Annotated in this window: 15 protein-coding genes; 8 read left to right on the top strand and 7 right to left on the bottom strand. The window is 66.2% G+C overall.

Annotated elements, in window-relative coordinates; translation table 11 throughout:
* Window positions 1–148 precede the first annotated feature (148 nt).
* A complete protein-coding gene (gene kdgD / locus DFLDMN_RS25720; protein ID WP_423198579.1) occupies window positions 149–1,063 on the top strand; it encodes a 5-dehydro-4-deoxyglucarate dehydratase in 915 nt (304 codons plus the stop codon).
* Between the two features lie 140 nt (window positions 1,064–1,203).
* Here kdgD and DFLDMN_RS25725 read toward each other — a convergent pair whose 3' ends face one another.
* Window positions 1,204–2,010: an SDR family NAD(P)-dependent oxidoreductase gene (locus DFLDMN_RS25725; protein ID WP_423198580.1), complete on the bottom strand. Its 807-nt coding sequence runs from the start codon at window positions 2,008–2,010 to the stop codon at window positions 1,204–1,206.
* A gap of 250 nt (window positions 2,011–2,260) precedes the next feature.
* Here DFLDMN_RS25725 and DFLDMN_RS25730 point away from each other — a divergent pair, with 250 nt between their 5' ends.
* Window positions 2,261–3,226, top strand: coding sequence for a GlxA family transcriptional regulator (locus tag DFLDMN_RS25730; protein WP_423200572.1), 966 nt, complete (start codon window positions 2,261–2,263; stop codon window positions 3,224–3,226).
* A gap of 105 nt (window positions 3,227–3,331) precedes the next feature.
* On the opposite strand, the gene DFLDMN_RS25735 is transcribed toward DFLDMN_RS25730, so the two are convergent.
* Together DFLDMN_RS25735 and DFLDMN_RS25740 are read right to left on the bottom strand one after the other, a co-directional pair.
* Complete coding sequence (locus tag DFLDMN_RS25735) at window positions 3,332–3,781, bottom strand: HU family DNA-binding protein (RefSeq protein ID WP_423198581.1); 450 nt, start codon at window positions 3,779–3,781, stop codon at window positions 3,332–3,334.
* Between the two features lie 287 nt (window positions 3,782–4,068).
* Window positions 4,069–4,566: a DUF962 domain-containing protein gene (locus DFLDMN_RS25740; protein ID WP_423198582.1), complete on the bottom strand. Its 498-nt coding sequence runs from the start codon at window positions 4,564–4,566 to the stop codon at window positions 4,069–4,071.
* Window positions 4,567–4,862: 296 nt separating this feature from the next.
* On the opposite strand from DFLDMN_RS25740, the gene DFLDMN_RS25745 reads away from it, so the two are divergent.
* The 3 genes from DFLDMN_RS25745 (at window position 4,863) to DFLDMN_RS25755 (ending at window position 8,519) form a co-directional block, all read left to right on the top strand.
* Entirely contained in the window at window positions 4,863–5,714 is an 852-nt protein-coding gene (locus DFLDMN_RS25745) for an arylamine N-acetyltransferase family protein (RefSeq protein ID WP_423198583.1), read from the top strand.
* A gap of 151 nt (window positions 5,715–5,865) precedes the next feature.
* Window positions 5,866–6,630: an SDR family oxidoreductase gene (locus tag DFLDMN_RS25750; protein ID WP_423198584.1), complete on the top strand. Its 765-nt coding sequence runs from the start codon at window positions 5,866–5,868 to the stop codon at window positions 6,628–6,630.
* Window positions 6,631–6,776: 146 nt separating this feature from the next.
* A complete protein-coding gene (locus tag DFLDMN_RS25755) occupies window positions 6,777–8,519 on the top strand; it encodes a class I adenylate-forming enzyme family protein (protein WP_423198585.1) in 1,743 nt (580 codons plus the stop codon).
* A 7-nt stretch (window positions 8,520–8,526) separates the two neighbouring features.
* Here DFLDMN_RS25755 and DFLDMN_RS25760 read toward each other — a convergent pair whose 3' ends face one another.
* From DFLDMN_RS25760 to DFLDMN_RS25770, 3 genes are all read right to left on the bottom strand, one after another.
* On the bottom strand, window positions 8,527–9,012 hold the full coding sequence (locus DFLDMN_RS25760; protein ID WP_423198586.1) for a CreA family protein: 486 nt from the start codon (window positions 9,010–9,012) through the stop codon (window positions 8,527–8,529).
* A 30-nt stretch (window positions 9,013–9,042) separates the two neighbouring features.
* Window positions 9,043–9,528 carry an acyl-CoA thioesterase gene (locus DFLDMN_RS25765; protein WP_423198587.1) on the bottom strand — a complete coding sequence of 162 codons (486 nt, stop codon included), beginning with the start codon at window positions 9,526–9,528 and terminating at the stop codon, window positions 9,043–9,045.
* A gap of 179 nt (window positions 9,529–9,707) precedes the next feature.
* On the bottom strand, window positions 9,708–9,989 hold the full coding sequence (locus DFLDMN_RS25770; protein ID WP_109583182.1) for an HU family DNA-binding protein: 282 nt from the start codon (window positions 9,987–9,989) through the stop codon (window positions 9,708–9,710).
* A 506-nt stretch (window positions 9,990–10,495) separates the two neighbouring features.
* Between DFLDMN_RS25770 and DFLDMN_RS25775 the strand changes: the two genes are divergently transcribed.
* Together DFLDMN_RS25775 and DFLDMN_RS25780 are read left to right on the top strand one after the other, a co-directional pair.
* Window positions 10,496–11,698 (top strand): ammonium transporter, encoded by a 1,203-nt coding sequence (locus DFLDMN_RS25775; protein WP_423200573.1) that lies wholly within the window; start codon window positions 10,496–10,498, stop codon window positions 11,696–11,698.
* A 226-nt stretch (window positions 11,699–11,924) separates the two neighbouring features.
* Entirely contained in the window at window positions 11,925–12,791 is an 867-nt protein-coding gene (locus DFLDMN_RS25780) for a mechanosensitive ion channel family protein (RefSeq protein WP_423198588.1), read from the top strand.
* An 89-nt stretch (window positions 12,792–12,880) separates the two neighbouring features.
* Here DFLDMN_RS25780 and DFLDMN_RS25785 read toward each other — a convergent pair whose 3' ends face one another.
* Window positions 12,881–14,107, bottom strand: a complete 1,227-nt coding sequence (locus tag DFLDMN_RS25785) for a Bcr/CflA family multidrug efflux MFS transporter (RefSeq protein ID WP_423198589.1) — start codon at window positions 14,105–14,107, stop codon at window positions 12,881–12,883.
* A 321-nt stretch (window positions 14,108–14,428) separates the two neighbouring features.
* Between DFLDMN_RS25785 and DFLDMN_RS25790 the strand changes: the two genes are divergently transcribed.
* Complete coding sequence (locus tag DFLDMN_RS25790; protein ID WP_423198590.1) at window positions 14,429–15,022, top strand: hypothetical protein; 594 nt, start codon at window positions 14,429–14,431, stop codon at window positions 15,020–15,022.
* The last annotated feature ends 57 nt before the right edge of the window (window positions 15,023–15,079 follow it).

Genomic DNA, 15,079 nt, shown 5'->3' on the forward strand with positions numbered 1-15,079 from the left:
CGGCGCCGTCCGCCTTTTCAGCTTGGGGCTTACCCTGAGATCCCTGAGGAACGCTTGCATACATGCGGCTATAGTTGTACGATGACTTATCTCGACGTACCGACGTCATCACCCCACCATTCGCCATGTGGCGATCAGGAATAGCGACATGACTACACCGCAAGAACTGAAGCAGATCATCTCCGAGGGCCTGCTCTCGTTCCCCGTCACCGACTTCGATGCGCAAGGCAACTTCCGCAAGGGCACCTATATCGAGCGCCTGGAATGGCTGGCCCCGTACGGTGCCACCGCCCTGTTCGCGGCCGGCGGCACCGGTGAGTTCTTTTCGCTGACGCCGGAAGACTATAGCCAGGTCATTCGCACCGCCGTCGACACCTGCGCGGGCAAGGTGCCCATCCTGGCCGGCGCCGGCGGCCCGACCCGCATGGCGATCCAGTATGCGCAGGAAGCCGAGCGCCTGGGTGCCAAGGGCGTGCTGCTGATGCCCCACTACCTGACGGAAGCCAGCGAGCAAGGCATTGCCAACCATATCGAGGAAGTCTGCAAGGCGGTCAAGATCGGCGTGATCGTCTACAACCGTGCCAATTCGCGCATCGGCGCGGACCTGCTGGAATCGGTGGTGGATCGTTGCCCGAACCTGATCGGCTTCAAGGATGGCGTGGGCGAGATCGAGGCGATGGTACGTGTGCGCCGCAAGCTCGGCGACCGCCTGGCCTACCTCGGCGGCCTGCCCACCGCGGAAGTCTACGCCGCCGCCTACAAGGCGCTGGGCGTGCCGGTCTACTCGTCGGCCGTGTTCAACTTCATCCCGAAGACCGCGATGGACTTCTATCGCGCCATCGCCGCCGATGACCACGAGACCGTAGGTCGCCTGATCGATTCGTTCTTCCTGCCGTACCTCGATATCCGCAATCGCCGCCAGGGTTACGCGGTGAGCATCGTCAAGGCTGGCGCCAAGCTGGTCGGCCACGACGCAGGCCCGGTACGCGCACCGCTGACCGACCTGACCGAAGCCGAAATGGCGCAACTCGACGCACTGATCCGCAAGCTCGGACCGCAATAAGCGATCAACGCCGGCACACGCCGCGGACATCAGAAAAAGCGCGGCAGAGGGGTGACCCTCTGCCGCGTTTTTTATCCGCCCGGTGCCCTCCCCCGCGTCAGGGCGACGCGAGCCGCGCCGCAGGCGGGGGTGCATCCGTCTCAGTCGCGGGCCACGCCAAAGCGTGCCGCGGGCTGGCTGCGCGACAGGTTCGGGCCGAGCGCCGCGCGCGCGGCCTCGAACGCCTGCCAGTCCGCCACGTCCGGCAACGACGGCACCGTCACCACTTCGCCCTGGTCGAACCCGGCCAGCGCGGCATCGACCAGATCGTCGCCGCTCATGACGATCTCCTGCGGCAGGTGTTCCACCGGCTGGCCGGCCACCTCCCAGAACTCCGTGCGCGTCGCCCCCGGCAGCACCGCCTGCACGCGCACGCCCTTGCTCGCCAGCTCATGATGGAGCGACTGCGAGAACGCGAGCACGAAGGCCTTGGAGCCGCCGTACACGCCGTTGAGCACTTCCGGCGCCACCGCCACGATCGACGCGATATTGATCACGGTGCCACCGCCACGCGCGACAAAGGCCGGCACGATGGCGTAGGTCAGCCGCGTCAGCGCGGTCACGTTGAGTTCGATCATCGCCTGCATCTTGTCCACGTCGGATTGCAGCAGCGGCGCCGCACCGCCCACGCCGGCATTGTTGACGAGCAGGGTGATGGCGGGGTCGTTGCGCAGCACCGCCTCCACGCGCCGGACGTCCTCGAGCTTGCCGAGGTCCGCCGGCACGATCTCGACCGCGCGGCCGGTTTCGGTACGAATGCGACCGGCGAGTTGCTCGAGCCGGGCGCGGTTACGTGCGACCAGGATCAGGTCGTAACCGCGGCGGGCCAGACGGTCGGCGTAAATGGCGCCGATACCCGAGGAGGCGCCGGTGACAAGCGCCTTGCCGGTAGTTTGCTGGGTGGTCATGTCGATGCTCCGTATCTTGCTGAATGAGGGATTTGCCTTGGCGTCCGGTCCGTCGCCCGCAGGGCCGGCTGCTTGGGACAAAGATTAGTGCCATAATGCAATGGCACCAATGTCATAGAAACCACCTTTTCTGCCATCGACCTTGCAGATCCCCGGTGCCACCGATAGCGCCACCGATAGCGCCACCGATAGCGCCACCGATCGCACACCGACCGCACTGCCGCCCGTTCACCCCACGCCCCACCCCGCCATGCTGAAGATCGCGCTTGCCCTCTATCCCGGCTTCCAGGTGATGAACCTGGCGGTCTCGACCGTGCTCGAATTCGCCAACAAGGGCCTGCCCGCGCCGCTCTACGACATGCATTTGCTGTCCGAGCACGGCGGCCCGGTCATGTGTTCGGGCGGCTTCAGCGTGGACACCGAACCGTTCGGCCGCCGCCGCTTCGACACCGTGCTGGTAGTGGGCGACAACGATGTCATGCCCACCCCGCCCGCGCTGGTGGACTTTCTGCGGCGCGCCGCCAGGACCGCGCGTCGCATCGGCGCCACCTGCACGGGCGCCTTCAACCTCGCCGAGGCCGGCGTGCTGGAGGGCCGGCGCGCGACCACGCACTGGTATCACGCGGACATGTTCCGGCAGCGCTTTCCCGATGTGCAGATGGAAGAAGACCGCATCTTCATCATCGACGGGCCGGTGTGGACATCGGCGGGCATGACCTCATGCATCGACCTTGCGCTGGCACTGGTCGAGCGCGACTGCGGCGCGGAGCTCGCGCGCGACGTCGCCAAGCAGCTCGTGGTCTATCACCGCCGCACGGGCGGTCAGTCGCAGTATTCGAAGATGCTGGAGTTGCAGCCGCGCTCGGATCGTATCCAGGCCGCACTGGACTTTGCGCGCACGCATCTGCATGACGAACTCTCGGTCGATCAGCTCGCCGCGGCCGCGCACCTGAGCCCGCGCCAGTTTGCGCGCGCGTTTCGCGAGGAAACCGGACAGACCCCGGCAAAGGCGGTCGAGCATCTGCGCGTGGAAGCCGCGCGCGTGATGATGGAATCGGGCCGGCATTCGATCGATGTCGTGGCGCGCGACACCGGCTTTGGCGATCGGGAGCGCATGCGCCGTTCCTTCCTGCGCGCATACGGACAGCCGCCGCAGGCGATCCGGCGCATGGCGCGCAGCACCGCACCGCTCGACCCGGCAGCCCAGGATAGCTGAGCGCGGGGCACGCTTTGCGCGCCGCACAGGACGTCGGCCCAACAAAAAAGGGCCCTCCTTGCGGAGGGCCCTTCAGGTCTGCGATGCCCGTCGGGCATCCAGGCATCAGCCTGCGGCAGCGTCCTTCAGCTTCTTCAGCGGACGAACCTTGACCTTCACGCTGGCCGGCTTGGCCGGGAACCAGCGCTCTTCGCCAGTGAACGGATCCTTGCCGAAGCGCTTCTTCTTGGCCGGCACTTGCTGAGCCGTCACCTTGAGCAGGCCCGGCAGCGTGAATTCGCCAGCGCCCTTCTTGTTCAGCGCGCCAACGATGGTGTTTTCCAGATGGGCCAGCACCGTCTTCACGGCCTTGGCTTCCAGCTGGGTCTGAGCCACCAGGTGAGCGACCAGGCTCGACTTGTTGAAGGTGTCCTTCAGCGGACGCGCTACGGGCGCGGCGGCAGGAGCAGCCTTCTTGGCCGGAGCGGCCTTCTTGGCAGCAGTCTTGGGGGCCGCGGCCTTCTTGGCAGCGGTCTTGGTTGCGGTCTTCGCGGTCGGTTTCGCTTTGGTCGCCATATCGATAAACAAGAGTTGAACAGAGCGTGCCGGCATCGATCTCAACGTCCCGTTGCAAAGCCTCCGTACAACGCTTGCCTTGCAACGTTCGACACGCTGTCGATCCTCTGTGCCGGTACGCACTGAATCATAGCGGAAACCACCGCAAGTCAAGGAGTTTTCGTCAATGAGACAGGGCAAACCCGGTGAAAACCCCGGGTTTTGTCGCTGGTTTGCGTCAGCGAGCGTGCGTTGGTGGGGGACGTCCCCCCACTTTCGCATCGAAAGCAGCCACTGACCGATGCGATTCAGTGCGCGTGAGCGGCCATCGCGGCGCGCGTCCGACGCGCCAGGCCGAGCGCGAAAGCGGTCTCCGCCACGAGAAAAAGCGGTCCGACCAGCAATCCCGCGAGGTCGTCGACGAAGGCCGGCTTGCGTCCCTCGTAGTAGTGGCCGATGAACTGGACGACCCAGCCGACGACGAACAGGCCGATGCCGGCGGCGAGCCATATCGCCGTCGCCAGCGTCGCCAGCCACGCGCCGGCGGCCACGAACAGCGCGAGCAGCGCGGCCATGACCACGCCGAAACCGAACGCCAGGCGCAGGTAGAACAGGCACGCGAGCACGTACACGACCATGGCCGGCGTAACATGCAGCGAGCCGTCGCCGAGCGGCAGCGCGGGCCGCGCCAGCAGCGTGGTGAGCGCCAGCACGATCATGGGAATGCCGATGAAATGGGTGAACACGTTGCGCGGATTGCGATGGTAGGCCGCGTAGTGCGCGAGATGATCGATCAGGGTTTTCACGGGCGTCTCCTCGGTTGTGGACCCGAATGCAACGGAACGGCGCTCGCGCCATGGCATGGCGCGGTGGCCTTATAGTAGTGGCGGCAGCGTCGTCGCGAAAGGCTCGCGGGGGTCTCCCGCTCCCTCGCTACGGCCAGCGGCCATCACCGTCGGCCACCGTCCCGCACCGGCCATCGCGCCGCTACCGGCCGCTGCCGGCCGCTGCCGGGCCGCAGGGTCTGCCCGGGCTACCGCGTTGCGGTCGGCCCGCGACCGGCGGCCCGTGCCACGATGACAGACAGACAGGAGACTGACCGATGACCGCCGACCCCGCGGTGCTGACGCCCGACCAGCGCGATGCCTGGCTCGCGCGCATCGGCGCCGAGGCCCCGGCCGCGCCCACGCGCGCGGCACTCGATGCGCTGATGGCCGCCCAGCAGGCCCATATCCCATTCGAAAACCTCGACCCTCTGGTGGGCCGGCCAGTCCGTATCGACCTGCCCTCGATCCTGGACAAGCTGGTGGCGCGCCGGCGCGGCGGCTACTGCTTCGAGCAGAACACGCTGTTCGCGGCGGGCCTGCGCGCGCTCGGCTACCACGTGGTGCCGCTCGCCGCGCGCGTGCGCTGGAAAGTGCCCGACGACGTGCCGACCGGACTCACGCACATGCTGCTGCGCGTGGAAATCGACCATGAGGCATACATCGCCGACGTCGGCTTTGGCGGCGCCAATATGCCGCGCGCGCTTGCGCTGTCCCATCCGGCCGACGCGGCTTCCACGCACCGCCTGGTACCCGATGCCGCTGCCGGCAGCGGCGCCTTCCACGCGCTGGCGCTGGAGCTGCGCGTGGCCGACAGCTGGCGCACGCTCTACCGCTTCGACCTCACGCCGCAGCAGACCATCGACTACGTGGCCCGCAACTGGTACGTCTGTACCTATCCGGAGAGCGCCTTCGTCCAGACGCTGAAGGGCGCGCGCATGGTGGACGGCACCCGCTATACGCTGGCCAATCGGGATTTCACCATCCGCGCCGCCGATGGCACCGTGCAGCAGCAAGTGCTGACCACTACCGCGCAGATCCTCGACGCGCTGGCCGGGCCAATCGGCATCGCCCTCGACGATTCGCTGCGGCAGGCGCTTGCCGCGCGCCTGCCGGCCGTGCTGCCGTAAGCCATGCACCGCATGAATTGCCCGCAGAAAGTTTGCTGATAAGCGTACCGTCGCACCGGTTTGCCTGTGGACTGGCGCCCGCCGCGCTCTCCATAATGGCTGCGCCGATTGACAGGTACCCATTACAACATCAGGCATATCAGGAGACACCATGTCATTGTTCGATCTGACTGGGAAGGTGGCCATCATCACGGGCTCGTCGCGCGGCATCGGCCGCGCCATCGCGGAACAGCTCGCGGTGCAGGGTGCCAAAGTGGTGATTTCATCGCGCAAGGCCGAACCCTGCAACGAAGTGGCCGCGGCCATCAACGCGCGCCATGGCGAAGGCACCGCCATTGCCGTGCCCGCCAATATCTCGTCGAAGGAAGACCTGCAGCACCTGGTCGACGAGACCAACCGTGCCTTCGGCAAGATCGACGTGCTGGTCTGCAATGCCGCGTCGAACCCCTATTACGGGCCCATGGGCGGCGTCAGCGACGAGCAGTTCCGCAAGGTGCTGGACAACAACGTCATCTCGAACCACTGGCTGATCCAGATGGTGGCGCCGCAGATGATCGAACGGCGCGACGGCTCGATCATCATCGTGTCGTCCATCGGCGGCCTGCGTGGCTCGCCGACCATCGGCATCTACAACATCTCCAAGGCGGCGGACCTGCAGATGGCGCGCAACCTGGCGGTGGAATTCGGCCCGCACAACGTGCGCGTCAACTGCATTGCGCCGGGGCTGATCAAGACCGATTTCGCGCGCGCGCTGTGGGAAGACCCCGAGCGCTACCGGCAGTCGACCCAGGGCGCGCCGCTGCGCCGCATCGGCGAGCCCATCGAGATCGCGGGCGCGGCCTGCTTCCTGGCCTCGGCGGCCAGCACCTTCATGACCGGGCAGGCGATGGTGGTGGATGGCGGCGTGACGATCTGAGGCGGCCACGTCCCCGCTGTCGCACCTGCTGTCGCCCCCCGCTGTCATCACTGTCATCCCTGTCGTCGCTGCCGCCGCTGCCATCGTCCCTGCCATGGTGCCCGCTGCCGCGTGGCGGCACCGCCGTGGCAATGCGAGGAGAACTCATGGAGTCATCACAATCCCGGACGAGCCAGTGGCCGGCTCTCTCGCTGGCCGAGGCGCATGCGCGCCTGACCGCTCCGGGCGCGCCGTTCGAGACCGAGGTCCGTGTCATCCAGGGCCAGCCCACCACGGTGTGGAAGCATGCGCCGGCGACCTTGCGCGACCTGTTCCTGACCGGCGCGGCCTGGGGCGACCGCACCTTTATCGTCTACGAGGACGAGCGCGTGTCGTTCCGCGCGTTTGCCAGTGCCGCCACGGCACTGGCGCACCAACTCGTGCGCGACGGCGTATGCAAGGGCGATCGCGTGGCGGTGGCCATGCGCAACCTGCCCGAATGGCCAGTGGCGTTCTATGCGGCCGTGCTGGCCGGCGCGATCGTCACGCCGCTCAACGCATGGTGGACCGGTCCCGAGCTCGAATACGGACTGACCGATGCCGGCGCGCGGGTGGCCATCGTCGACCCCGAACGGCTCGACCGCGTGCTGCCGCATCTGGCCCAATGCCCGGCACTCGCGCGCGTGTACGTGGCACGCACCGACACCGTGCCGGACGATGCGCGCCTGGCACGGCTCGCCGACGTCATCGGGCAGCCCGCGCAGTGGCAGGCCTTGCCATCGCTGTCGCTGCCGACCGTACCGCTCGATGCCGACGAGGCCGCCACCCTCTTCTACACGTCCGGCACCACGGGCAAACCCAAGGGCGCGGTGGGGACCCATCGCAATGCGACCTCGGTGACCCCGGCTGCGCAGTTCAGCCAGATGCGCAACCTGCTGCGCCGTGGCCAGCCGCTGCCGGAACCCGACCCGACGGCACCGCAGAAGGCCGCCCTGCTCGCCATTCCGCTTTTCCACGTGACGGGTTGCATGAGCACGCTCAATGGCGCGCTGGCCACGGGCGCCAGGCTCGTGCTGCTCCATCGCTGGGATCCGGTCCGCGCGCTGACGCTGATCGCGCGCGAACGCTGCACCTCGGCGGGCGGCGTGCCGACCATCGCCTGGCAACTGATCGAACATCCGCAACGCGGCGACTTCGACCTGTCGTCGCTCGAGAACATGCATTACGGCGGCGCGCCCGCGTCGCCCGAGCTGGTGCGCCGGATCGGCGCCACGCTGCCGCATTCCGCGCCGGGCATCGGCTGGGGCATGACCGAGACCTCGGCCACGTTCACCAGCCACAGCGCCGAAGAGTATCGTCACCGGCCCGACAGCTGCGGGCCCGCCCTGCCGATCTGCGAGATGAAGATCGTCGACGGCCGCGGCCGTACACTGCCTCCCGGCGAGGTGGGCGAACTGATGGTGCGTGGCGCCAACGTGGTCCGTGGCTACTGGAACAAGCCCGAAGCCACCGCCAGGACTTTCGTGGAGGGCTGGATGCATACCGGCGATATCGCGCGGCTCGATGCCGAGGGCTACCTGTATATCGTCGATCGCATGAAGGACATGCTGATCCGCGGCGGCGAGAACATCTATTGCATCGAGGTGGAAAGCGCGCTGTACGAGCATCCCGCGGTCATGGATGCCGCGCTGGTCGGCCTGCCGCATCGCACGCTGGGGGAGGAACCCGCTGCGGTGGTGAGCCTGCGGCCCGGCATGCATGCCACCGAAGCGGAATTGCAGGACTTCGTGCGGACGCGCCTGGCGGCCTTCAAGGTACCGGTGCGCGTGGCCGTGCGGCGGGACATGCTGCCGCGCAATGCCAATGGCAAGATTCTGAAAGCGGAATTGCGGCGGCTGTTCGAGGCGTAGGCCGCCGCTACTTGACGGGGATCACGGTGCTGGCGGGCACCGGTACGGCCGTGACCGAGTTCTGCGGGCTGCCGCTGATGATGCGATCGGAATACGTGAGGTACACCAGCGTATTGCGCTTGCGGTCGACCGCGCGCACCACATGGAGCGTCTTGAACAGGACCGACATCCGCTCCGAGAACACGTCCTCCTGCGCGCGCAGTGGCCCCTTGAACGCGATCGTCCCCACCTGCCGGCAGGCGATCGACGCCTCGGGCGGATCCTCGGCCATGCCGAGCGTTCCCTTGATGCCGCCCGTGCGGGCGCGAGAGACATAGCAGGTCACGCCATCGACCTGCGGATCGTCATAGGCTTCGATCACGACCTTGTCCGACCCGGTCATGCGGAAATTGGTACTGACGCTGCCGATTTCTTCCGCCCGTGCCGCCGGGCCCGCCATGGCCACCATGGTCACCATGGCCAGCCCGGCCCGCCACACGCCTTTGTGCCGCATGCCCGCTCCTGTTCAGCTTGTTCCGTTGGTTCAGGTCATCGACCGCTTGATATCGTCGTGACGCTTTTCCATTTCCTGGCGCAGCGCCCGGCGCTGCTGCGCGGCGGCAAAGCGCTGGCGCTCTTCCTCGTCGCGCGGCTGCAACGGCGGCACTTCGGCCGGCTGGCCGTTGTCGTCGACGGCCACCATGGTGAAGTAGCAGCTGTTGGTATGGCGCACGAGCTTGCTGCGGATATTCTCGGTAATCACCTTGATGCCGATTTCCATCGAACTGCGGCCGGTGTAGTTGACCGATGCCAGGAACGTCACCAGTTCGCCCACATGAATCGGCTGCCGGAACATGACCTGGTCCACCGACAGCGTGACCACATAGCGGCCCGCGTAGCGGCTGGCGCAGGCGTACGCCACCATGTCCAGGTACTTGAGGATGGTGCCCCCGTGCACGTTGCCGGAGAAATTGGCCATGTCCGGCGTCATCAGCACGGTCATGGAAAGCTGGTGGGACAGTTCGTTCATCGCGGTATTCCAGAATCAAGCCTTGCGCGCGGCAGTGTAACCCGGCAGGCCGCGATGATAAATGGCGCGGGCGCTTTCTCGAGCTTTCCCGACTGTGGCGGGCCGGGATGCCCGCACCCGCCGCAGCAAAAGAAAAGCGGCCCTGAAGGCCGCTTTGCGACTTGTCGAACGCGATCGACTTACTTCTTCTTGTTCACGGCGTCCTTGAAGCCCTGGCCGGCGGAAAACTTGACCGTCTTGGCGGCGGGGATCTTGATGGTCTCGCCGGTGCGGGGATTGCGGCCGGTACGGGCGGCGCGCTTGCCCGAGCTGAAGCTGCCAAAGCCCACGAGCGTTACCGAATCACCCTTGGCCACTGCCTTCTTGATACTGTCCAGCGCTGCGTTCAACGCACGCTCTGCGGCGGCATTGCTGAGTTCTGCATCCGCGGCGATGGCCGATACCAGTTCACCTTTATTCATGGCTGATTTCCCTTGTTGGTCGTCGTCACCGATGTATCTGCCACGCGGCAAATCACCGATCGGCGCAGTCTAATCTGCCCTTCGCGCCAAGAGCAATCCCCAGTGGCACCAATGCAACGGAAAACGCCGCAAATCCTTCCCTGACAAGACTTAGCGGGGGTTTTACCCCTCTATTCGAGAGATCGACGGCACGCCATCAAGGGCAGCGGACGCCGCCGTGCGGGGGCCGGCCGCACAGTACGGCGACCCCATGCCTGGCGCCCGATCATGGTGCAATGCACCGTTATGCGGCACAACCTGGCGCGTCATGCCCCATTTCGAGGCGCGCATTCTGGTGCACCGGCCGCTGATCGCCCTGTCCCGCCGACGGATGCGGAGCGGTCCAGTTACGCGCACACGCCACGGCGGTGCACTCCGCACCGCGACAGCGCGCATTACGCCCCGTTTTCGCTCATCATGGAATGCTTCTTGCGTACTCGCGCTCCCATTTTGAGCATGAGGTCACAATGGAAAACTGGAAGACTGGCACGGATGCCCTGTTCATCCTGCTTGGGGCAATCATGGTGCTGGCCATGCATGCCGGATTCGCGTTCCTCGAACTCGGAACTGTCCGCAAGAAAAACCAGGTCAATGCGCTCGTAAAAATCCTCGTGGATTTTGCGGTCTCAACCATTTCTTACTTTTTTATCGGATATACGGTCGCATATGGCGTGCAATTTATGTCGGGCGCCGAGGTATTAGCGCAAAAAAACGGCTATGAACTGGTCAAATTCTTCTTCCTCGCGACCTTTGCCGCCGCAATTCCCGCAATTATCTCTGGCGGCATTGCGGAACGCTCCCGTTTCAATCCTCAACTGATCGCGACCTTTGTCCTGGTCGGCTTTGTCTACCCGTTTTTCGAGGGCATCGCCTGGAACCATCGCTTCGGCATCCAGGACTGGATCGCCTCGGTCGCGGGCGCGCCCTTCCATGACTTCGCCGGCTCGGTGGTGGTGCATGCGGTGGGTGGCTGGATTGCGTTGCCGGCGGTGCTGCTGCTGGGCGCGCGCCGCGGCCGCTACCAGAAGGATGGCCGCATTAGCGCGCACCCGCCCTCGAATATCCCGTTTCTCGCGCTCGGCGCGTGGGTGCTGGCGGTGGGCTGGTTCGGCTTCAATGTCATGAGCGCACAGAGCGTCGACAAGATCAGCGGCCTGGTGGCCATCAACTCGCTGATGGCGATGGCCGGCGGCACGCTGTCGGCCTGGTGGGCCGGCCGCAACGACCCGGGCTTTTCCTATAACGGTCCGCTGGCGGGCCTGGTGGCGGTGTGCGCGGGCTCGGACCTGATGCATCCGCTGGGCGCGCTGATCACCGGCGCGGTGGCGGGTGTGCTGTTTGTTTACCTGTTTACGCTCGCGCAGAACAAATGGCATATCGACGATGTGCTCGGCGTGTGGCCGCTGCATGGGCTGTGCGGTGCGTGGGGCGGCATTGCCGCCGGCATTTTTGGCGCGCATGCGCTGGGCGGCCTGGGCGGCGTATCGCTGGTGGCGCAACTGATCGGCACGTTGCTCGGCATCGTGATCGCGCTGGTCGGCGGCACGGTGGTTTACGGCACGCTCAGGAAGGTAGTAGGCATCCGGCTCGATCCGGAAGCGGAATTCAATGGTGCCGACCTGACGCTGCATCGGATTTCCGCCACGCCGGAACGCGAAACCAACTGGTAGGACACCTCTGCGCGCTTGCCAGCAACGGCCGGACATGTTCCGGCCGTTTTCATGCGCGCTTCACAATTATTTTCTTGAACTTCGGCGCTGGCGGGGCCAATAATGCCTTGCTCCTTAGTGCACATGCGTCTGCCCACGCAGGTGTCCGCCCGAGCGGCGGGCGCGTCTTCCTGTCAGTGTTCCAACCCGGCCATCGTACCCAGCCCCCCATCAACTGGAGAACGCCATGGATGCCCAATCGCTGCAGAGTTTTCGTGAACTGATCGTCGGCTATGCCACCGTGTTCGGCGTCAAGGTGCTGGCCGCGCTCGCCTTCTGGATCGTCGGCCGCTGGCTGATCCACTTCGTGGTACGGCTGGTGCAGAACTCGCTCGGCAAGCAGCGGGTCGACCCCACGCTGCTGCGCTATGTGGGTTCGATCGTCACGGTCACGCTCAACGTGGTGCTGGTTATCGGCATCCTGGGGTACTTCGGCATCCAGACCACCACCTTTGCCGCGCTGATCGCGGCTGCGGGCGTGGCCATCGGCATGGCATGGTCGGGGCTGATGTCGAATTTCGCGGCCGGTGCGTTTCTCGTGGTACTGCGGCCGTTCAAGGTGGGCGACTTCGTCACCATCGGCGGCGTGACCGGCACCGTCACCGAGGTGGGCCTGTTTGCCACCACGCTCGATACGCCCGACAACGTGATGACGGTAATCGGCAACAACAAGATCTTTACCGACACCATCCAGAACTATTCGGCCAATGCCTTCCGTCGCGTCGATCTGAAGGCACAGCTGGCGGGCTCGACCGATGTGGCCGCGGCGGTGACGTTGCTCAGGGAGCGCATCGGCGCGATTCCGAACGTGCTGGCCGAGCCGGCGGTCGACGTGGAGATTCTGGAATTCACACTGGTCGGGCCCGTGCTGGCGGTGCGCCCGTATTGCCATAACGATCATTACTGGCAGGTCTACTTCGACACCAACCGCGTGATTCGCGAAAGCTTCGGCCAGGCCGGTTTTGCCGCGCCGATGCCGGCGCAGATGATCGTCATGCAGCCGCCACCGGCGATGCCGATGGCACCGGCGGCCCCGGCCAACCAGGCCGCCTGACCGGGCGCCACCCGCCGCCGCTCGGGCTGCGGATCACGACGCAAACCAGGGCACCGACCAGGGCGCGCAGGCCCCGATGGCGTCGCGCGTCACGCGGGGGCGGTGCCGGCCCGCATCTGCCCGCGTCCATACAGGCGCCATAGCGCCGCCGCGCCGCCGCATATCGCCATCACCACGGCCAGCGGCAAGGCTGTGCCATCGTGCCACAGGCTGACCGCGGCGCCGGCGAGCGTGCCCAGTCCGAACTGCAGCGTGCCCATCAGCGCCGACGCGGTACCGGCGCGATGGCCCTGATGTGTCAGCGCCAGCGCCGACGCATTGGGCAGGATGCAGCCCATCCCTGCGAGAAACACGAAGAAACCGACCAGCAGCACCGGCAGCGTGGCCCAGCCGGCCAGCGCCGCCACGGCAAGTCCCAGGCCCGCAAGGCATGGCGCGAACAGCGCGATGCGCAGCACGCTGTCGAGCGAGCGTCCGCGCACCAGCCGCGCGTTGACCTGCGCCATGAAGATCAGGCCAAACGCGTTGGCGCCGAACACAAAGCCGTAGTGGGACGGATCGATGCCATGCAGCTCGATCAGCACGAACGGCGAGCCCGCGATATAGGCGAACATGCCCGCCTGCACGCAGCCCGCCGCCAGCGTATAGCCGAGAAACTCGCGTGCGCGCAGCAGTTGCAGGTAGCTGCGCGCCACCGACAGCGGATGCAGTGGCTGCACGCGGCGTGGATCGAGCGATTCCTCCATGCGCGTATGGACCAGCAGCAGGATCAGCAGTACCGCGCCGACATGCACCCAGAAAATCGCGCGCCAGCCAAATGCCGCCAGCACGGCGCCGCCAATGATCGGCGCGAGGATCGGCGCCAGGCCCATCACCAGCATCAGCGACGAGAACGCGCGCGCCGATTCGTGGGCCTCGAGCCGGTCGCGGATCACCGCGCGCGACACCACCAGGCCGGCGCAACCGCCCAGCGCCGCGAGAAAGCGCCACAGCATCAGCGCTTCCACGCTCGCCGCGAGCGCGCAGCCGGCGGCGGCGATCGCATAGATCGCGAGGCCGAGATAGAGCGGTGGCTTGCGGCCGAAGCGGTCGCTGATCGGCCCATAGAACGCCTGGCCGAGCGCCAGGCCGATCAGGAACGCGCCGAGCGTGAGCTGCACGCGCCCGATATCGACGCCGAGGTCGGCCGACAGCGCCGGGAAACTCGGCAGATACATGTCGATCGAGAGCGGCGCCAGCGCGGTCAGCGACGCGCAGATCAGGAGCCAGAGCGGAAAGCGGGGAGATGCGGAGGCCGGGCGTGGAGAAGCCGTCATGAGGTCCTTGCGGTGGAGAAGCACGCCGGGCGCAATGCGGGGAAGCCCGCGGCGGACGGCAGGAAGGAATTGTTACATAAACGCACGATTCCAACGCCGCGGTCGTGCCACAGTGCTGGCGTCAAGAGGCGAGATACCCGCCGACGGAAAATTTGTCGCAAACGGCCCAAACCGCCAAATCCCATGTGTGGCGCGGCTTTCACGCATGCGGGGTGGAGGGTACAATGCGTCCCTGTCGGCACGCATGGCGTGCGCGACCGCGCAGCCCGACGCACCGCGGGAGACGGATCACGGGAACCGTCCCCGGCAACGTTACTCTGCATGACGACACCAAACACGCCGTTGATTGCCTTGCTGAGCCTGGCCGCCCTAGCGACCTGGCTGCCGCCTTTGCCCGTGCAGGCGGCGCCGGTGCGCGGGGCCCTGCCAACGCCCACAGCTGCCCTGCCGGCCGCCGCCGCACCGCCGGTCGACGAGGCCGATGCGCTCGCGCGCATGCTCAAGGGTGCCGCCACCGGACAGAACACCGGTGCCGCCGGCGTGCCGGAATTCCTGCGCAATACCAATCGCCCCGACAGCGTGCTCGCGCGCGCCTGCCGACAACTCAACGACGTCCTGCCGATCGATATCGATGCCGAGACACGGCTGCGCCGTTGCCAGTCGGTGCCCGGCAAGCATGTCCTGTTTCAGCTGGAATTGATCAATTACCGCGGACCGATGCTCGACCTTGCGAGTTTCGAGGTCAACTACGCCGCCCCGCTCCAGCGCAATATCTGCGCCAATCGCGACGTCGAAATCCTGACCAAGCTCGGGGTCAGCATGATGTTCCGCTATATGACGCGCAACGGCCGCGGCGAGCGCCGCGTGGGCGATGTATATATCAACGCGCCGATCTGCGTATCGGCGCTGCGGTGACACGCGGCGGCGTTGCCGCGCGGTAGCCTCGTCGCATACGCGTGTATGAAGCGGACG

Source organism: Cupriavidus sp. H19C3 (assembly GCF_049393815.1).
Lineage (GTDB): Bacteria > Pseudomonadota > Gammaproteobacteria > Burkholderiales > Burkholderiaceae > Cupriavidus.